Genomic DNA, 18,920 nt, shown 5'->3' with positions numbered 1-18,920 from the left:
GCAGAGTAGAAGTCATGGAGCTGCGTATATTCACCGAACCCCAGCAGGGCGCTACCTACGAACAACTACTGACTGTTGCCCAGACCGCCGAAAAACTCGGCTACGGCGCATTTTTCCGCTCGGACCACTATCTCGCCATGAATTCCGACGGCCTTCCCGGGCCCACCGACGCGTGGATCACGCTCGCCGGAATCGCCCGCGAAACATCCACCATCCGCCTCGGCACTCTGGTGACGTCGGCTACGTTCCGTCACGCCGGACCGCTGGCCATCTCGGTCGCACAGGTCGATCAGATGAGTGGTGGCCGCGTAGACCTCGGCATCGGTGCCGGCTGGTACGAGGAAGAGCACCAGGCGTACGGCATCCCGTTCCCGGCGCTCAAGGATCGCTTCGAACTGCTCGAGGAAACTCTCGACGTAGTGACCGGCCTGTGGCGTACGCCGGTCGGCGACACGTTCGACTACGACGGTAAGCACGTGCAGATCAAGAACTCTCCCGCGCTTCCCAAACCGCACCAGGTCGACGGTCCGCCGATCCTGATCGGTGGCACGGGCAAGAAGAAGACTCCGGCACTCGCCGCTCGGTTCGCGAACGAGTTCAACATCCCGTTCAAGTCCCTCGCGGAAACGAAGGACATCTTTGCGCGGGTTCGTCAGGCTTGCGTCGAGCACGAGCGCGATCCGAACGAATTGGTGTACTCCAACGCTCTCGTCCTGTGCTGCGGCCGCGACGAGGCGGAGATCAAGAAGCGCGCCGAAGCGATCGGACGCGACGTGGACGAGCTACGTGAGAACGGTCTGGCCGGAACACCTTCGGAGCTGGTCGACAAGATCGGCACTTTCGCCGAGGCCGGTTCACAGCGCGTGTATCTGCAGACTCTCGATCTGGCCGATCTGGATCATCTCGAACTCGTCGCAAGCGAGGTCATGCCCCAACTGCAGTGAGGAAAGGTCCGGGATCTACAGCGCGTTCGCGTCGAGGAACGCGCGTAGGTCTCGGTCCCACTGGGCCGAGCGGGAACGATCGAGAAAGACCCGCACCAGCATGAACGCGATGACCAACAGGGACATCACGCTGAACCAGGTGAAAACCCCGGTGACCACGGCTGCGACGTCGGCAGCACTCTGCGTGATCGGAGCTACGGTCTTGTCGCCGTGATCGTTGACGTAGATGGGGACCTCGGTGCCGACGGGCGTCGCCGAGTCGACAGTGACATCACCCGTGTGAACCTCGCCGTTCCAGTTCCATTGCGCGCTGGCCATTTCGGTGGTCGGTGCAATGTAATCGGCTGTCGAGGGGGTGGTCTGCGTCGAGTCTGCAGTCGTCGTCGCCGAAATGCTGTGTAGTTCGGCGGATTGTTTGGCGATCAGTGCGTTCTGGCTCGAAGCCGTCGCAGCCCCTGCCCATACCGCGAGAGGCAGCAGAAGAATCGCGAAAATGATCAGACCGAAGGACATGAATCCTTCGATCCGATCACTGCGGCGAACCATCGGATCGTGGCCTACATGAATGGTGCGTCGGAGCAGCGACGCAGTTCCTCGCGTACTACCTGACATTATTAGCTCAGTTCTCTCGACGACACACTCTTACATCGAGATTCCCTTTGTTTCGATCTAGTTGCAAGTGTTAACGAGCTGAATCACATGTGTCCTCCAACACCTGTCCAGTTATTCGCTCGGCGGAAGGATGTCCGTCTGCGCCGGAACCTGATCCTGACGGAGCAATCCGACCGGGCAACTGACGCCGGTGGCATGCACCGGGCAGTAGCCGCCGGGGTTCTTCGCCAAATACTGCTGGTGGTAATCCTCCGCGTAGAAGAAGTCGCGCAGCGGACCGATTTCGGTGGTGATCGCGCCGTATCCGGCTTCGGCAAGTCGTTCACCGAAAGCGACGGCCGACGCATGAGCGATTTCTTCCTGCTCGGCGGACGTCGTGAAGATCGCCGAACGGTACTGCGAGCCCTGGTCGTTACCCTGACGCATCCCCTGCGTCGGATCGTGGTTCTCCCAGAAGTGCGCCAGGATCTGCTCGTAGGAGATCACTGCGGGATCGAAGACCACCAGCACCACTTCGGTGTGACCCGTGCGTCCGGAGCACGTCTCTTCGTACGTCGGATTGGGGGTGAAGCCTCCCGCATAACCCGCAGCGGTTGTGTACACACCGGGAAGCTGCCAGAACTCCTTCTCGGCGCCCCAGAAACAACCCATCCCGACGACGACGGTCTGCAGTTCGGCCGGAAACGGCGGCGTCAACGGATGCCCGTTGACGTAGTGCGCGGTAGGTACCGGCATTTTCTGCTCTCGCCCGGGCAGGGCGTCCTCAGGCGCGATCAGCGTGGATTTTGCGGACGCTCGTCCCAGAATGTCGTCGTACCAGCTCATGCTTCGATGCTACGCGCGAGCGGCTGTTTCGCCACGCCGTGACCGCGCGGGCGCCGGGCAGCTCCACCCACCGGTAGCCGATTTCTGCTACCGCGGCCGTTGCCAGAAGGAACAGCGCGAACGCCAGCGTCGGTCCGACGTGCAAAACGGTGTTCTCGACAACGCGGTACAGGATCAGGGTGTGCACGAGATAGATGATGTAACTGCGCGTCGAGAGCCATTTCACGACCGACCAGCGCGTCGGGACACCGTCGTAGCGGCCGATGAGAACTACCGCTGCGGCGACTACCGAAATGGTCCACAGGTAGTGCTCGCCGGCCCAGTAGACGCGGAACTGGGTCGCCACGATGATGACGTGCATCTGAACGAGGACGGCAACGATCAGCCAGCGGCCGGGAGCGAGCTTGGCCCACGCGAGGTACATGATCTGACCGAGGAAGACAGCCGGCAGCGTCGCGGCGATCTTGGACAGCATCGGCACCGTGTACGGCAACGGCGCGTAGACGTTGTAGAGCAGCACCAATGAGCACAGTGCTCCGCCCGCGAGCGGCATGACGATTGGACGCAGACGCAGTATCGGTCGAGCCGCGACGCAGGCGAGATAGAAGAGGAACTGGACGGTGAGCGTCCAGGTCACTCCGAGAACCGCTACCTCGGGCTTGAGAAAGAATCCGCCGAGAAAAAAGCTCATCAACGCTTCGGTATCGGAAATACCTTCCTGACCGCTGAACATTCCGTTGATTCCGAGGCGGACCAGAAGAATGGCAATCGCGGTTGCCACCCAGAATGCAGGCAGCAGGCGGCTGAATCGGTTGGTCAAGAACTTTCCGGGGCCGTCACGAATCGCGGACCGCGTCACCAGAGCGCCGGTCAGCATCATGAATACCGCGACGCCGACAAAAGAGAGGTGCTGGTTGAGTTCGGCAGGCTCGATCAGAACGCCGTAAACGACGTCGATCACCCACCAACCCGAGCCGAGATCGTCGATGACGTAAAAAGAGATGTGGGAGTAGATCACGGCGGCAACCGCCAGTGCTCGCAGCAGGTCAGCGCCCGGAAGATTCACCCGAGGCGCGGCCGCCTCTGGTGATTCCGGGAGGAAAACTGGTGCGGGCATCGCGCAAGTTTAAGGTTCCGTTCACCTTTACGACGAATTTGCGCATATTAGCTTACCCTTAGATCCGACTAAGTTCGGTTAACCAAACTTTATTCTTTGGTGATTACTACCTGAGCCGGACTGTTGCGGACGGTGTACGAATGTTATTGGGTGGAAACCCGAAGAATGATTTGCACATACGCGAGTGACGTCACGCCGTGACCGGTGATCGACGCACTCTAAAGCACCAGGGCTCACCAGCCCGCAAAGAAGGGACCCTCGTGTCTGTTTACACGCTGCCGGAACTCCCCTACGACTACGCAGCCCTCGAGCCGCACATCTCGGGCAAGATCATGGAGCTGCATCACGACAAGCACCACGCGGCTTACGTTGCCGGCGCCAACGCTGCACTCGAGAAGCTGGCCGAGGCTCGTGAGAACGACACCATCGCAGCGCAGGCCAACCTGCTCGAGAAGAACCTGGCGTTCCACCTCGGTGGCCACACCAACCACACCGTTTTCTGGAACAACCTCAGCGCTGACGGTGGCGACAAGCCCGAAGGCGAGCTCGCCGCAGCGATCGACGACAACTTCGGTTCGTTCGATCTCTTCCGCGCTCACTTCTCCGCGAACGCCAACGCCATCCAGGGCTCCGGCTGGTCCATCCTCGCGTGGGACTCGATCGGACAGCGTCTGATCATCGTCCAGCTCTACGATCAGCAGGGCAACATCTCCATCGGCCTCACGCCGCTGCTGCTCCTCGACATGTGGGAGCACGCTTTCTACCTCGACTACCAGAACGTCAAGGGCGACTACGTCAAGGCATTCTGGAACATCGTCAACTGGAACGACGTTTCGGCTCGCTTCGACCGTGCACGTACCCAGACCGCAGGTCTGATCGTCTAGTCACAGCTCTTCTTGCGAACGGCGGCGCCTCACCAGGGGCGCCGCCGTTCGCGTCAGCAGAGCGCCACCGAGCAGGACCGTCGTGGCTCCGAAGACCAATGCCAGTGTGCGAGTTCCGGAGTCACCACTGTTCGCGCTGGTCTGATTCACGGCCACCGGATCCGACAGCACCGAGGTCAACTGAACCTGCTGCGGAGTGGTCATCGCCGGAATACCGGATTTTGCGCCGTCGAGGCCCGTGACCAATGACTTGGCGATCCCTTGCAGCGTCGTGAATCCCTGGGTGATCTGATCGGTCACGTCGCCGAGCATCTGCGGTGCCTGATCGGCGATGGGGATGAGTCCGTCGTTCAATTGTCCGGCAGCACTGCTCAGTTGATCGCTCGCGCCTTGCAGCTGCCCGACAGCGGTGCGGACTAGATCACCGAGCTCCGTATCGGGTCCGACCGAGCCACCCAACAGTGCCGGAACGGTGCCCAATTGCGCATTCAGCGCACCGAGATCCGAACTCACACCGGCCAGTTGCGCTGTCACGTCGGGCGGGATCGGAAGGCCGTTCAACGCAGTTTGCAACGTGTCGATCCGTGTCTTCAATTCCGCGGTCGACGACGACGCCTCCCCCAGCGTCAGGCCCAGTGAGTCAGCGCGCGTGGCCAGCTCTTCCGCCGACCCCGACGCCTGATCGACCACGCCGGATACCTGGTCCGCCACGCTCATCAACTCCAACGCTCCCGAGCGCGTGCGGTCTCGAGATACGGCAGCAGAGTGCCTGCGCCTGCCTTCACCTGATCGATGGACTTTCCGGCCTCGTTGGTGCCGGCGACCAGAATCTGTGCGGTGGTGAGGTTTTGATCGATCGAGCGCCGCGCGGCCGAAGTCTGAGCCAGCAAACCCTTGATTCCGTCCGCGCCGACCTGCGCCGATACGGCCCGGGTCAACTCGGCGGACTTCTCCGAGTCCGAGCCATTCACCGCCAGTTCGACACTGGCTTGGCGGGGATCAGTGCCGAACATCGACGCGACGGTTTCGCTGAAGTCTTCCGGCACCGTCAACGTCGCGAAGTAGTTCCCGCCGGGATTGTCGACCACCTGGAAGTCGAAGTCTTCGTTCTTGCCCAACGTGTCCACCAGGGTGTCGCCGGCCCGAAGTTCCTTGCCGTCGAGCGTGGTTCCCGCGTCGGCGTTCACGATCGCGACGGTGTTCGAGGAATCGGCACCGCCCGCGAAGATCACGAACCCGATCCCCGCCACCGCAGCCGCGACAATCGCGGCCACACCACCCACTGCCAGCCGTCGACCGAGGCGTGACGGCTGGCGGTGGGAGTTCTCGGTGGTGTTCTCGGCGCTCATGGGCGAGACGATAAAGCAACAACTTGTAGAAACACTGAGAAGTTCTAGGTGGGCGCCGGGGTCGGTTTCGCTTCTTCTTTCGGGTCTTCATCCGGTTCGGTTCGAGGACCACTGATCAGGATGTCCGCCCAGCGTGTGGCCGGGTCGATGTCGAGCAGGACGGCCTTCACCAGCAACGAGAGCGGAATCGCCAGCAATGCTCCGAGTGCTCCGAGAACCCACGCCCAGAAGACAAGCGAGAGGAAGGTCATCGTCACCGACAACCCGACGGCGTCGCCGACGAACTTGGGTTGGATGATGGACTGGATCACGAAGTTGATGACGGAGTAGACGACGATCACCCACAGCATCAGCCACGGCCCGCCCTGAAGGAGTCCCAGGAGCGCCGGTGGGATGACGCCGATGACAAACCCGATGTTGGGGATGTAGTTGGTGATGAAGGACAGTAGCGCCCACAGGACGGGCAGCTGAATGCCCATCAGCCACAGCGCGCCACCGTCGAGTATCGCCACGATGAGGCCGAAGACCGTCGAGACGACCAGATATTTGCGAGTTCCGGCGGCAAAGGTGGAGAGCGCGTAGGAGATTTCGGGACGTTGCTCGGACAGCACATTCAACCGTGAGCGGATACTCATGCCGTCGAAAGCCATGAACAGCAACAGCGCGAGGATGAACACCAGATCCGACAGAATGCCGAGCAGACCCTCCAGCCCACTTTCGAGTACGCCCACGACCTTCGTGAGATCGATACTGCTGAGTGTGCTTTGGATCTGTTCGGTGCTGACTCCGAAGTCGGCCAACTTGTCGCGGCCCTCGTTGAGGAGGTTGGTCATCTCCTCGGAGTATTGAGGCAGGATTGTCGCCAACTGGGCCGTCGACACGATCAACGACGCCGCCAACCCGAGCAGAATCAGGTACACGGTGACCAGTGAGCCGAGCATCCCGACCCACTTGGGCCATCCTCGTCGCTGTGACCAATCCTGAATGGGCTGAACGGCAATCGTCAGCACGAGCGCCAGGAATACCGGTCCGAGGATGCCGCCGAACACCTTCATTCCGCCGACGGCAACCACGGTGGCCGCGAGACCGAGCAGGACGATCAGACCGCGCGGGATCGACCAGTTCGCACTACCGGAAAGCGTGGGGATCGGAGCGGGAGCCGCGGCGGCCGGCTTGCCCTTCTTAGAGAACACCGGCTTCCTTTGCCCGGCTTCTGATCTGGAATGCGCCCACGATCATGAAGAGGCCGAACAAGATTGCGTACCAACCCAACAACCAGATGAGGCTGATGATGCCTTCGCCTGGTGCGATCAGAAGGATGATGCCGAAGATGACCGCGAGCACCGACGCGGCGAGCAGCCATCCCCAACTGGATCCGGGCAGCGCTTTCATCTTGAAGGCGCCGACAATTCCGAAGATTCCGAACATGATGGCGTAGAAGGCAATTATGTACAGAAGTACCAGCGCCGTGATGCCTGGCCAGACCAGCGCGACGATACCGGCTCCCACCGAAACGACGCCGGTGAACACCCACCATCCCCACGAACTCAGGTGTTCGCGGTCCCGGATGGCTCGAACGAGCGTGATCAAGCCGTCGACAATGGAGTAGATACCGAACAGGAAAACCAAGGCCACCACGGTAATTCCCGGCCACACGAGCGCAATGATTCCGAAGATCACGCCGAAGACTCCGCGGATCAGGATCATCCACCAGATCTCTTTGCCGTACTGCACGAACGGGTTCTGCGTGACCATCAGTAGCCTCCGAAGCAAGCGGTGTCTCTGACCGATTCAACAGCTCTTCAAACAGGGCAATACCGACAGATCGTATGGCTATCGTGACCTTTCCGCCCATCGAAACGCGCGGCTGATACCGAGTTGTGCTCTTCGGGTACGAAGCGAGGGGACTTTCAGCCTGCTTCCCGAATACTTGCTTCCCGAATACCGGGCGCGGTCCACGATCCCGACAGCACTGCAGCCTTCGGCCAGTACAGGCGCAGAAAGACGTTGAAGTCACCGGACGGAGCCGGCAGCCAGTTCCGCTCCTTCTCGCCACCAGGCGACTCGTGCTGGAGATAGATGTCCAACGAGCCGTCGTCGGCGAACACCAGATCACTTCGATCGCCGATGGCATATCGATCGATCGGGTTGTCCACGAAGTACTGTCGCTCGTTCATCATCGTGAGCGACCAAAATCCCTCGACCGGCGGGAGCTCGTCCTTCTCGAAATGAAGTACGTACTTCTTCTCACCGGTCAGAGGCTTACCGTCGACGTCGGTGGTGGCGTGCGGGTACACGGCATCTGCGTCGAGGTTGGCCCCGAAACCGAGCCAGACGATCAGAGCCCGCTGAGCGTAATGAGTCCCGTAATGCCCCAAGCCGCGGTGCATCGTCCAGCCGTTCTTCGGATTGCCTTCCGCCTCCTTGGCGATCTCGCTCAGCACGTCCATTCCGGTTCGCGCAGCCCGGTCGAGGGCATCACGCACCTCTTGCGGACGCGATTTCCAGGGCAACGAGGAGCCGATTCCGATGTCGGACAGCTGTTTCATCATCTCGGTATCCTCCGGACGCGGAGGATTGTCGTCGAGAAGTGCGTCGAGCGTGGTGAAGAAGGCCTCGCCGTCCATTGCGGCCACCTGGTCCACCGGCGGTGTGCGCGTGTCGACAGCGGAGTTCACCGGAACTTCTCCGGGCGTGTAGTCCTGCGGATCACCTGTCCACTCCGACAGTGGTGTGAGTCGCGTCCGGTCCTGCAGGCTGTGCACTTCGGCCAGGTCTGTTCCCCCTGACGTCGCGTAGCGGGCGACTATCCAATTCATCGCCGTCGGCGACCGCAGCAGCGTCAAACCCTTGGGCACGTTGCCTTTCCAATTCGGTCCGGCCACCAGGTACGGTCCCCCGGTGCGTCCTACCGTCCGAGATCCCGGCACCGTGAAGACGTCGCTCCACGCGTCGAGGATGGGGACCAGCCAGTACCGGGTGCCGAAGTCCGGCAGCGAGAGCACCTGCGGTTCCGTCGAGACGTCCAGCCACCCCGACGAGTAAAGAGTGTCCGCGTTCGGCGAGACGACATCGGTGAAGCTCGCATCGGGCGTCGTACGCGCATAAGCGAACTGGTTGAGCGGGGCTTTCATCGCCACCGGGGTCGGCGTCGCCGTCATGACGTCACGCGATACCGCCGCAATCAACAGGGGATACCCGAAGATCCACGCCTGCGTTGCCAGGTCTTCGAGCCGAGAACGGTTCTTCGACAGAGTCATGCCTGCGCATACCACCGCTCTCACCAGCGCAAACCTGGCTGGCACTCTCCCTGTCTTGTGTGCCAGTACCGAATAGGTGCATATTTCGATTACCCAACGAGGTGTGCCGGACCGACGCATGCGCGTCAGACCGAGATTTGCCCCAGCACCGAGGGAGGAACAGAAATGAACAGAAACGAAGCAATAGGCATTTCTCCGTTCCAAGCCGCTGGGTCTTTGCAGGGTTTCGTCATTTCCGGCCGTTGGCCGGACACCACCCAGGAGTGGGCGCAGCTTCTCGCCCTGGCTGTCCGAGTGGCCTCGATGCCGGGATTGTTGCCGACGACGACGGTCTTCGGAGTGCGTGAGGACGTTCCCGAGGATCCGCAACCCGGCACTGTCGGTCTGGTGGTTGCCGAAGGTCCGGTGCTCGGCGATTTTGCACTGACACCCGGCCGTTTCTCCGACCATCAGCCGCCGGCACTGATCATGCTGCACCCGCCGTCGGAAACTACCCCCAGCCTGCCGGAATGCGAAGGAAGCGCGTCGGGGTGCGTACTACTGCCAGGACTTCCCTACCTGGGCTTGGAGCATCGTGCGGCCTGGGTGGAGGCGGAGCCGGACGGCACGGTCGTCTCCATGATCAGCCGCGTCGGCATCGATTTGATCAGCGATCCCGACACCGCTGTTTTGGCCATGCTCCTCGCTTCGTGACGGCCGCGGTAAGCGATAAGTTCGGACTCCCAAACTTGCTGTGCGCTTTGCCAATTCGTTTCAGGCGCGCTAACGTGGGGAGCAACGAAGGGGAGTAGCCCCCAATCGCCTGTGTCGACATACTGGTTCGACGCGCTCCGCCTGGTGCGGATCGCGAAGCACCCGGCCTGGCGAACCGAAGGTCCTGTGGCCTCGGTGGGCGAGACCTTCGGCCGGACAAGCGCACTATGCGCCTGCCCAGGCCGGAGGCTCGCATTTTTCCTCCGACCTACACCGACCGGAGGAGTAAACCTTGCTTGCCGCAATACTTTTGAGTTTCGGCGTCATTTTCGTCGCGGAACTCGGCGACAAGTCGCAACTGATGGCAATGACGTTCGCCTTGCGATATCGCTGGTGGGTCGTCCTCGGCGGAATCACCGTCGCCACCACCCTTGTTCACCTTGTCTCGGTCGCCGTCGGCCACTACCTGGGCGTCGCACTCCCCACCGCGGCAATCTCCATCGTCGGCGGTATCGCGTTCCTGATCTTCGGCCTCTGGACCCTGCGCGGTGACGATCTCACCGACGACGAGCAGAACAAGGCCGGTCGCGTCACGCGATCCGCCTTCATCGCCGTCGCGTCGGCCTTCTTCCTGGCAGAACTCGGCGACAAGACCATGCTCGCCACCATCACCCTTGCGACCGACAACGACTGGATCGGCGTCTGGATCGGGTCGACGGTAGGCATGGTGGCGGCCGACGCTCTCGCCATCATCGTCGGCTCGGTACTGGGCAAGCACCTCCCAGACGGATTCATCAAGATCGGCGCCGCGGTGCTGTTCTTCGTCTTCGGTGTCTGGCTGCTGCTCGAGGGCATCTTCCCCGACTCGTCGGCCGGCATCATCGGCGGTGGCGTTGTCCTGGCAGTGTCCGTACTGGGTGCGCTGGCGCGGATGATCTGGAAGCGCTCCCGTGCGACCGACTCCGACACGCACCTCGTCGACGACAATCGGACGCCGATCGACTGACGCTCAACGAATAACGTCGCCGGCGCCCCAAATCGCGACCGGGACATGACCTTCCGCCACTCCGCTCGGTCCGAGTAGCTGCCCGAACCGCTTCATCGGGTACAGCGAGACACGTCGATCGAGGATCCGCACACTACCGATTCGGCGGAGTCGATCCTCGACGACAAGACTCTGCGCGAGGCTGCTCAGCCACACGCTGATCAACATGTTCGCTGTTCCGGTAGTCGCCACCAACAATCTGATCTCCGGCCAACTCGACACAAGATTGCCGAGTTCGTCGGTGGAACCGTCCACAGCGACATCGAAGATCACTTCGAACGGTAAACCGACAGCCTGTTGCGAGACATCGCAGCGGAAAATCAACTGTCGCGATGCAGTCAGCTGGGCCAAGCGCCGTCGAATCGCAGTCTCGTTCGTTCCACAAATCGCGGCGAGACGCGCATAGCTGGCACGTCCGTCACGGCCGAGCGCCTCCAACAGGGCACCGTCGGACTCACGGAACACTGTCGGATCTGCCGGCGCCGCAGCGGTTGCCAGCTGAGCGCGACCTGCTTGCCCCAGAGCGCCCGGCTCCCAACTGAAGCCGTCTCGGTACACCTTCACCCCGACCCGGCTTCTGATCGACAAGATTCCAGGATCGGCAGCAAGGTGCTCACACACCAAGGCGTCCAAACTCTTCTGGTCGGCGGCCACAACTCCGACGAAGTACTCGTACTCACCTTCCGTCCTGGCCAACAGATAAGCGCAGGCCAGCTCACGTAACCGCTCCCCCACGTCGGCAACCGCATCCTGAGTGGTCCTGATCAGGAGATAGCCGAATATGTGGGTTCGACCGATTGCGACCGCGTTGACCCACGAATGACCGTTCGAGACGAGTCGACGCCACCGGCGGGCGATCGTCGTCGAATCCATGTCGAGTACCGACGACAACTGTGTCCACGACGCGCGGGGGTTGAGTTGGAGTGCATTGATGATCTCCAGATCAGATTCCGCGATCACAAATGCGTCGGATTCCGGCTTCATCTGCCAAGTATTGCTGGATTACTGCATTATGGCCGGTGATCCCTGCCTGTTTGCCGAAGATATGTGAATCACTTCACAGGTTCACCACTTGGAGGCCCAGTGCTTCGCTCCACCAAAGTCACGGTCGCGCTGCTGTTCGTCGCCTACGCGATCGACTACATAGATCGGCTGGCGATCAACCTCGCCCTCCCTTTGCTCGGTGAGGAGTTCGATCTCGACTACTCCCAGCGTGGATTGATCATCTCCACGTTCTTCATTGCATACACACTGGCCCAACTGCCTGGTGGACTGCTCGCCGATCGATACGGCGCAGTCAGGATGGCTCTGATCGGGTTGGTGGCGTGGAGTGTCTTCACCGGCCTCACCGCCCTTGCGTGGTCGTTCGGGACGCTTCTGGTTGTTCGCTTTCTCTTCGGTCTCGCACAGGGCGTGTTTCCGGCAGCCGCAGTAAAGCTGGTTGCCGAACGCAGCGTCCCGGAGCAACGTGCCACCGCAACCGGATGGATGAACAGTTCCAACGCCGTCGGTACGCTTCTCGCCATTGTCGTTGCGGCAGCGCTTCTCCCGTTGATCGGCTGGCGTGGGATGTTTCTGGCCGTCGCGGCGCTCGGCGTACTCTCGCTCGTCAGCATCAAGTTGTGGCTCCCGCCCGCACTTCCGGCGGAGATCGACCACGGTCCGGATTCCTCCTGGGACAACATGCGCACCGTACTTCGCTCCCGCGCGATGTGGCTCTTCGCCTTGATGTTCTTCGGCTACGACTTCGTGATCTGGGGGATGTCGTCCTGGGTTCCGTCCTACCTCCATGACGAACGTGGAATCGCCCTCTCGAGTGCGAGCCTCCTTCTCATCCCGGCAACCGTGGTGGCCGCCGTGACCACCGTCATCGGCGGCCGAATCTCGGATCGACTGGCAGGCAACAGCCGCATCGTCGTAGTGCCGTCCATGCTCGCGTGCATCGTGATGCTCGTTTCAGTTCCTTTCGCCTCCAACACGGCCTTGTTCGTCGTTCTCGTCACCCTCGGATCTGCCGCTGCCTCTTTCGCTTTCATGCCGTGTTTTGCACTCCCACTTCGTAGCCTGCCTTCTTCGGTGGTCGGAGCCGCCTCGTCGATGATCATTTTCGGCGGCATGGTCGCCGGGATTGTCGCGCCGCTGGTGTTCGGATTCATCGTGGACCATCTCTCCTGGTCAGCGGCGTTCGTATCGCTCGCGCTCGGGCCCGTCGTGGCGATCATCGCGGTAATGGCAGCGCCGCAGACCCGAGAAAAGATGCTGAACCTGGTGCAACTGAAAACCGCCAACTGATCATCACCAACCGAAAGAAGATCGACCATGAATCAACTGCTTTCGAATCTTGAATTCGGAGACCCGTCGCGGTTGCGAACCGTCGAGCCGCACTGGTTCGATCTGTACCGGGACCTGCACGCACACCCCGAGTTGTCCGGCAACGAAACTCGCACTGCCGCACTTGTTGCCGAAGAGCTTCGGCGGATCGGCGGCTGGGACGTCACGATCGGAGTCGGCGGCACGGGTGTCGTCGGTGTTCTCCAAGGGAGCAGCGGGCCGGTGATCCTGCTACGCGCCGACATGGACGCGTTGCCGGTCGCAGAAGACACCGGGTTGTCATACGCCTCCAAGACGGATGGCGTCATGCATGCGTGTGGCCACGACGTCCACGTCACCGCGCTACTTGCCACGTGCGCAGCACTTTCCGCGGATCCGACGTCGATCACCGGCACTGTTGTCGCGGTCTTCCAGCCTGCCGAGGAGACCGGGTCCGGCGCTCGTGCGATGGTCGACGACGGAATCTTCGACCGCTTCCCGCGACCGGACCTCTGCCTGGGACAACACGTGGGCCCGACTCCGGCTGGGATGCTGGTCAGCAAACCCGACATCTTGATGGCAGCATCCGACACGATTCGAGTGGTTTTTCACGGCCGTGGTGGACATGCGTCATCGCCGTACGCGTGCATCGACCCCTTGTTGATGGCAGCATCTTTCGCGCTGCGCATTCAAAGTCTGGTCGCTCATGAAGCGGCAACCCCGACAGCACCGGTGCTCACGGTGGGAGCATTGCACGCCGGCACAGCTGCGAACATCATTGCCGACGACGCCGAACTACTACTCAGTCTGCGAACTTTCAGTGCATCGTCGCGAGAACACATGCTCGAATCTGTAGGCCGGATCGCTCGCGCAGAAGCGGACGGAGCAGGCGCCGCCGAAGCGCCGGACGTTCATGCGTACAACGGCTTTCCGGCCACGGTCAACACTCCGGACGCAACGTCCACGGTGATGTCCGACCTACGCCGGGCAGGATTGGGAATGCACACCCTGCCGCAACCGCTTTCAGGCAGCGAGGACTTCGGAGTCTTCGGCACTGCTGCCCAATGCCCCTCCGTATTCTGGCATTTCGGCGGGACGGCGCTTCGGAGTTTCGACGAAAGAGCTCTCGCCGCACTCGCCGAGGGACGGATTCCTCCCGGCACACCCTCGAATCATTCACCGCGCTTCGCGCCGGATCCGGCCGCGGCACTACCCGAAGGTGTCACGGCTATGACTGCGGCCGCACTGGGCGCCCTTGCGCGAAGCGCGTGATTCCTACACATACTTCTCCAGGGAGATAACGCCATGTCAGACGACCTGCATTACCTCAGCGCCACCGAAGCTATTGCACACTTTCGCACGCGAGAATTGTCTCCGGTCGAACTGCTACAAGCAGTCGTCGACCGAACCCAGAAGTTCGAACCTCACATCAATGCCTTCACCGAAGAGATGTTCGAGGAGGCACTGACCGGCGCTCGGGAAGCTGAGAGCCGATATCTCGGCCACGGACCCGATCCGCGGCCGCTCGAGGGAATTCCGGTAGCTGCCAAGGAAAAACACGCTATTGCCGGAAAGTCTCTGACCGAAGGTTCGCTGGCGGCGCGCGGAAACATCGCCCGCGAGAACGCACCGGTGATCGATCGAGTTCTGGCAGCAGGCGGCTTGATTCACGCACGCACCACGACGCCGGAGTTCTGTGTTGCGGCGTTCACGCACTCTCCACTGTGGGGCGTGACTCGCAATCCCTGGAACCTCGATTACAGTCCCGGCGGTTCATCCGGAGGCGCGGGCGCCGCCCTCGCTGCCGGAACTACCACTCTGGCAACAGCATCCGATATCGGCGGGTCGACGCGGGGCCCGGCAGGCTTCACCGGCACCGTCGGACTCAAAGCGTCGTACGGCCGCATTCCCGGGGTCGCCCCGCTGTCCATGGATTCCTACCGTGGCGACGGTCCGATGGCCCGAACTGTCGACGACGCAATTCTTTTGGCCAACGTTCTGATCGGGCCGGATCCGCGTGACCATTCTTCCCTCAGGCCGGCGATCACGCTGCCACACGAGTACCCGTCGGTCGAGGGAATGCGCATTGCCCTGTGCCTGCGGCTCGGTGACTTCCCCATCGAGCCTGACATCGAGGCGAACACCCGGGCTCTCGCACAGTCGTTGGTCGATGCCGGCGCGATCGTCGAGGAGATCGAGTTGCCGTGGACTCGTGATTCGATGGCAGCAGCGGTGAAAGTCCATTTCGGAACGATCATGGGTGCATCCGTCGCGGAAGTTGCTCGCGTCCACGGTGATCTTCTTGCCGACTACACGCTCGACAACGTCGCGATCACGTCGAAGGGCGCTGCGGAAATGTCATTTCTGGACGGCCTTCGCAAAGAAACCCAGATGCAACGAGAGCTCGCCGAGGCGATGGCTCCATTCGATGCGCTGATCTGCCCGACTTCGGGCACCATCGCCTTCCCGGCAGGCGAGTCTTTGCTCGACGGCCTCACGGTTGCGGGCCAGCACGTGAACACCACCGCCGAAGCACTTCTCACGTTGCCGTTCAACGTCGCTAATCGGTGTCCCGTACTGGCGGTGCCCAGTGGACACGCACACAACGGCGTTCCCACGGGCGTCCAGGTCGTCGGCCATACGTACGACGAACCGACCGTGTTCCGGATCGGCAAAGCACTGGAGAAGATCCGCCCGTGGGCATACACCGACCAGCATCAACCGAGGCTGGATGTGGTGGCGCCGGCTTCCTCTTGATCGCTGAGGAGATCAGAGCTTGGCTCTGATCTCCTCAGCAATCGGCTGGAACTGCTCGAGGAACGTCAGGGCCCAACCGAACGACGCGACGCCCTCGTAGTCGAACGAGTACACCTGATCGTTCTTGACGGCGCGCAGACGCTGGAAGATGGTGTCGTTCGCCAACTTCTCGTTGATGGGGCCCTTGCCACTGTTGGTGATGATGACGTCGGCTTCGTCGAGTAGCTCCAACTGCTCCTTCGGGAACCACTCGTTGCTGCCGGCAGGAATTGCGAGTGAGCGGTCGTTGAACTGGAACCCGGCCTCGCTGATGACCGTCGTCTGATACTTGGTCGGCGAGTACAGCGAGAAACCACTCTCCTCGAAGTACGTGGTGTAGACGACCTTCACCTTGCTCAACACGTCAGCATTGTCGCTGCGGAACTTCGCGATCCGCGCCTCGTACCGGTCTGCCAACTCTTGAACCTTCGCACTCTGGTTGAGTGCGTCCGCGACCCCGAGGGCGCGCTCCTTCCACGCGTACTGGCCGTCTTCGGCAAAAACTGCGGTCGGTGCAATCGACCGGATCTGCTCGTAAAGATCCGGGTTGTTCTCCGAAAGGAGGTTGGTCATCACGATCAAGTCGGGAGACAAAGCCGCTATCGCCTCGGCGTTGGGCTCGTACCAGCGTCCCACCTTCGGAAGAGTCCGCAGGGCAGACGCATACGGTTCCGGGACACCGTCGGCGTTCTCGTAGTCCACCGGCAATCCGACGGGCGTGAATCCGGCGTCGAACATCGCGGGGCCCGTGTAGTAATCGGCGCTGACCACTCGCTGCGGGTTGGTGGGAACCTCCACCTGCCCCAGTGCCGTGTTGATGGTGCGCATCGAGCCCTCGGCCGATTCACTGGAGCTGGTTCCACAGGCCGTGAGCAATCCGATCCCCGCCAAGGCACCGGCCCCGAGGAAACCGCGTCGGGTAAGTGCTGCGGTGATGCGAGCGAACTCGGCATCGGTGTCAGCGGTAGGCAAGAGAAGTGATGTCATGGGTTTCCTGACGGTATCCGAATTAGGGCTACCTAAAATTACTCTCACCTGCACTGTTACGGTGAAGCGTCATGGCCAACCACTGTTTCGATCGAGCCATCGATACGCGCACCCCCTCGGTCGACGGCCGGAAGCCGGTACGTTCTTGGTTCGTGACGCCTTCGCGACAGGACTTCCCCGGCATCATGTTGTGGGGAGCGCCGACCCTGGAACCGTCGACGTGGAACGAGCCGGTGTCCACCCCGAACCGGATCGTCGCGGAGCCGTGGTCCGTCAGCACCATCCGGTTCAAGAGCACGGCAACTGGCGTCTGGGATTTCCATACCCACCGCGAACATGAACTGCTGTGGTCGGCAGGTGGGACCGTCACCCTCGAAGCGTCCGAACACCTCTGGATGGTTCCGCCGATGCTCGGCATCTGGATTCCTGCCGGCACTGCGCACCGTGTCCGCTCCGACGACGGCGCCGTCATCTTCGCGACGTACCTGACGCCGGATCGAATCGACACCGATTGGGACTCGATAGTCGGCATACCCATGACCGGTGCACTTCGGGAGGTGTTGTTACACAACGAGAACAACGCCATGCCCGACCTGAAGCGACTACGGCTACAGCAGGTGGCAATCGACCTCATCCATCCCGTTCAGGCCGCGAGTCTCGACATTCCGTTGCCGAGAACGCCTGACCTTCTTTCGATTGCCCAGCAGATCATCGCCGATCCGGCGGACGACCGCACCACTTCCGACTGGGCTCGCACCATCGGCGTGAGTGGCCGGACCTTGATGCGTCGCTTCCAGGCCGACACCGGCACGACGCTCACTCAATGGCGAATTCTGGTGCGCGTCCGCGTTGCATTGATCGAGATTGCCGCAGGCAAACCTGTCGTCGCCGTGGCCCGCGGCCTCGGGTATGCCAACCCTGGAACGTTCATCGACCTGTTCAGGCAGGTCATCGGCCACACCCCCGCCGCGTACTTCCGCTCGTTCTCACCTGTCATGAAACCGCATCAGAATGGCACCAAACCCGCACGGGTGACACGTTAGCGTTGTTAGGCAAGGCAAACCATGTTGCCCGAACACGTTGGAGAACACCACAGATGCACCACCGCCGCCGTTTTGCCAGGTCTATCGCGCTCGCGGTCGGCGCGATCCTGATCGGCACGCTCGCCTCGTGCAGCTCGTCCGACGACCAGCCCTCGCCTTCGGCCGAGACCATCGACTACAGCTTCGCGGGGTACTCCGCCCAGATACCTGCCGACCCGCAGCGAGTGGTTGTCATCGACTCCCGGACGTCCCTCGAGTTCGCACTTCTCGCCGATTACCCGATCGTCGCCCTCGATTACGACGAGTCGAGCCATCTCGCATCCAAGGTCCCTGCCGATGCGGGGCATTTGGGCGGCAATCTCAGTAAGGAGGACGTGCTGAGCTACAACCCGGACCTGATCCTCATCTCCGTCGGCTGGTACGAGAGCTACAAGTCACAGAACCTCACTTTCGAGGACATCGCACCGGTTCTGGTGATCCAGGACGGCAGCTCGCCCGACAAGGAGACCGAATCACTCGGCGGGCCTCTGGGATTCATGGGCGAGCAACTGGCACTACTGGGCAAGACCGCCGCCGCCTCGGCAGCACAGGCGCGGTACGAAGCCGCTCTCGCCACTGCCCGCGACGACGTCGGTTCCGTCGCGCAGACCAAGACGATCGCCTTCGTATCGCTGATCGAGGACAAGTTCTTCGTGTTCAACACCCCGAACAACCTGACCGTCGACGTAGCGTCGTCACTCGGTTACACGATCTTGTCCAACGACGCGATCACCGCCGCCCAGTCGGCCGCGATCGGCGGCTACAGCGCCGAATTCGGTTGGGAGAATGCGGATGTGCTCGCCGACGCCGATGTCGTCGTCGCCCAGAATCTCGACTCCTGGCCGGGCAACCCGGCGTGGGATCGTGTTCCAGCCGTGGTCGCCGGCAATGTTGCACCGCTCGACTACGACGACAAAGTCGGATTCGCACTCACCTACACGGACTTCCTGAACAAGTTGGCGGACACCACTCGCAACCTGCAGTGACGGTAACTGGTCATACCACTTGACCTCTCA

19 protein-coding genes are annotated in these 18,920 nt (G+C 61.6%); 9 read left to right on the top strand and 10 right to left on the bottom strand.

All coding sequences use genetic code 11. The features are described 5' to 3' along the window. Positions 1 to 14 precede the first annotated feature (14 nt). Positions 15 to 944 carry an LLM class F420-dependent oxidoreductase gene (locus GJB56_RS23185; RefSeq protein WP_070384785.1) on the top strand — a complete coding sequence of 310 codons (930 nt, stop codon included), beginning with the start codon at positions 15 to 17 and terminating at the stop codon, positions 942 to 944. A 15-nt stretch (positions 945 to 959) separates the two neighbouring features. Here the strand turns inward: GJB56_RS23185 and GJB56_RS23180 are convergent, their stop codons facing one another. The 3 genes from GJB56_RS23180 to GJB56_RS23170 all read right to left on the bottom strand — a co-directional run bounded on the left by GJB56_RS23180 (position 960) and on the right by GJB56_RS23170 (position 3,498). Further along, positions 960 to 1,490, bottom strand: a complete 531-nt coding sequence (locus GJB56_RS23180; RefSeq protein WP_019746366.1) for an Rv1733c family protein — start codon at positions 1,488 to 1,490, stop codon at positions 960 to 962. Between the two features lie 177 nt (positions 1,491 to 1,667). Continuing rightward, a complete protein-coding gene (gene msrA / locus GJB56_RS23175; protein WP_020905733.1) occupies positions 1,668 to 2,381 on the bottom strand; it encodes a peptide-methionine (S)-S-oxide reductase MsrA in 714 nt (237 codons plus the stop codon). After that, entirely contained in the window at positions 2,320 to 3,498 is a 1,179-nt protein-coding gene (locus tag GJB56_RS23170; RefSeq protein WP_166655136.1) for an acyltransferase family protein, read from the bottom strand. Before GJB56_RS23170 ends, msrA begins: the two co-directional genes overlap by 62 nt. 260 nt (positions 3,499 to 3,758) lie before the next feature. On the opposite strand from GJB56_RS23170, the gene GJB56_RS23165 reads away from it, so the two are divergent. Then, positions 3,759 to 4,382, top strand: a complete 624-nt coding sequence (locus GJB56_RS23165) for a superoxide dismutase (protein WP_003944189.1) — start codon at positions 3,759 to 3,761, stop codon at positions 4,380 to 4,382. On the opposite strand, the gene GJB56_RS31710 is transcribed toward GJB56_RS23165, so the two are convergent. The 5 genes from GJB56_RS31710 to GJB56_RS23145 form a co-directional block, all read right to left on the bottom strand. Next, positions 4,383 to 5,099 (bottom strand): hypothetical protein, encoded by a 717-nt coding sequence (locus GJB56_RS31710; RefSeq protein ID WP_230091055.1) that lies wholly within the window; start codon positions 5,097 to 5,099, stop codon positions 4,383 to 4,385. Continuing rightward, on the bottom strand, positions 5,099 to 5,731 hold the full coding sequence (locus GJB56_RS31705) for a hypothetical protein (RefSeq protein WP_230091054.1): 633 nt from the start codon (positions 5,729 to 5,731) through the stop codon (positions 5,099 to 5,101). The genes GJB56_RS31710 and GJB56_RS31705 overlap by 1 nt, the downstream gene beginning before the upstream one ends. A gap of 44 nt (positions 5,732 to 5,775) precedes the next feature. After that, positions 5,776 to 6,924: an AI-2E family transporter gene (locus GJB56_RS23155; RefSeq protein WP_113683432.1), complete on the bottom strand. Its 1,149-nt coding sequence runs from the start codon at positions 6,922 to 6,924 to the stop codon at positions 5,776 to 5,778. Next, entirely contained in the window at positions 6,914 to 7,486 is a 573-nt protein-coding gene (locus GJB56_RS23150) for an HdeD family acid-resistance protein (RefSeq protein WP_021342412.1), read from the bottom strand. The genes GJB56_RS23155 and GJB56_RS23150 overlap by 11 nt, the downstream gene beginning before the upstream one ends. Before the next feature lie 155 nt (positions 7,487 to 7,641). Then, positions 7,642 to 8,991, bottom strand: a complete 1,350-nt coding sequence (locus GJB56_RS23145; RefSeq protein WP_046377720.1) for a DUF1254 domain-containing protein — start codon at positions 8,989 to 8,991, stop codon at positions 7,642 to 7,644. A 165-nt stretch (positions 8,992 to 9,156) separates the two neighbouring features. Between GJB56_RS23145 and GJB56_RS23140 the strand changes: the two genes are divergently transcribed. After that, positions 9,157 to 9,684: a hypothetical protein gene (locus GJB56_RS23140; protein WP_019746359.1), complete on the top strand. Its 528-nt coding sequence runs from the start codon at positions 9,157 to 9,159 to the stop codon at positions 9,682 to 9,684. A 292-nt stretch (positions 9,685 to 9,976) separates the two neighbouring features. Continuing rightward, complete coding sequence (locus GJB56_RS23135; RefSeq protein WP_019746358.1) at positions 9,977 to 10,690, top strand: TMEM165/GDT1 family protein; 714 nt, start codon at positions 9,977 to 9,979, stop codon at positions 10,688 to 10,690. A 3-nt stretch (positions 10,691 to 10,693) separates the two neighbouring features. Here GJB56_RS23135 and GJB56_RS23130 read toward each other — a convergent pair whose 3' ends face one another. Beyond that, positions 10,694 to 11,713, bottom strand: coding sequence for an Lrp/AsnC family transcriptional regulator (locus GJB56_RS23130; protein ID WP_113683431.1), 1,020 nt, complete (start codon positions 11,711 to 11,713; stop codon positions 10,694 to 10,696). Positions 11,714 to 11,812: 99 nt separating this feature from the next. On the opposite strand from GJB56_RS23130, the gene GJB56_RS23125 reads away from it, so the two are divergent. From GJB56_RS23125 to GJB56_RS23115, 3 genes are read left to right on the top strand one after another with little or no spacing between them, the layout of a single operon-like run. Further along, positions 11,813 to 13,021, top strand: a complete 1,209-nt coding sequence (locus tag GJB56_RS23125) for an MFS transporter (RefSeq protein ID WP_113683430.1) — start codon at positions 11,813 to 11,815, stop codon at positions 13,019 to 13,021. A gap of 27 nt (positions 13,022 to 13,048) precedes the next feature. Further along, positions 13,049 to 14,311 (top strand): amidohydrolase, encoded by a 1,263-nt coding sequence (locus GJB56_RS23120; RefSeq protein ID WP_113683429.1) that lies wholly within the window; start codon positions 13,049 to 13,051, stop codon positions 14,309 to 14,311. 33 nt (positions 14,312 to 14,344) lie between these two features. Beyond that, a complete protein-coding gene (locus GJB56_RS23115) occupies positions 14,345 to 15,796 on the top strand; it encodes an amidase (RefSeq protein WP_092765629.1) in 1,452 nt (483 codons plus the stop codon). A 12-nt stretch (positions 15,797 to 15,808) separates the two neighbouring features. Here the strand turns inward: GJB56_RS23115 and GJB56_RS23110 are convergent, their stop codons facing one another. Next, positions 15,809 to 16,822: an ABC transporter substrate-binding protein gene (locus GJB56_RS23110; RefSeq protein WP_113683428.1), complete on the bottom strand. Its 1,014-nt coding sequence runs from the start codon at positions 16,820 to 16,822 to the stop codon at positions 15,809 to 15,811. Between the two features lie 152 nt (positions 16,823 to 16,974). On the opposite strand from GJB56_RS23110, the gene GJB56_RS23105 reads away from it, so the two are divergent. Both GJB56_RS23105 and GJB56_RS23100 read left to right on the top strand, forming a co-directional pair. Next, positions 16,975 to 17,865 carry a helix-turn-helix domain-containing protein gene (locus GJB56_RS23105; protein WP_198538398.1) on the top strand — a complete coding sequence of 297 codons (891 nt, stop codon included), beginning with the start codon at positions 16,975 to 16,977 and terminating at the stop codon, positions 17,863 to 17,865. Positions 17,866 to 17,918: 53 nt separating this feature from the next. Next, complete coding sequence (locus GJB56_RS23100; RefSeq protein WP_029254172.1) at positions 17,919 to 18,890, top strand: ABC transporter substrate-binding protein; 972 nt, start codon at positions 17,919 to 17,921, stop codon at positions 18,888 to 18,890. Positions 18,891 to 18,920 lie beyond the last annotated feature (30 nt).

This window comes from Rhodococcus sp. AQ5-07 (assembly GCF_009707305.1).
In the GTDB taxonomy this organism is placed as follows: Bacteria; Actinomycetota; Actinomycetes; order Mycobacteriales; family Mycobacteriaceae; genus Rhodococcus_F; species Rhodococcus_F erythropolis.
The sequence above is the reverse complement of the archived record's forward strand: the minus strand, read 5'-3'. Positions and strand labels throughout refer to the sequence as shown.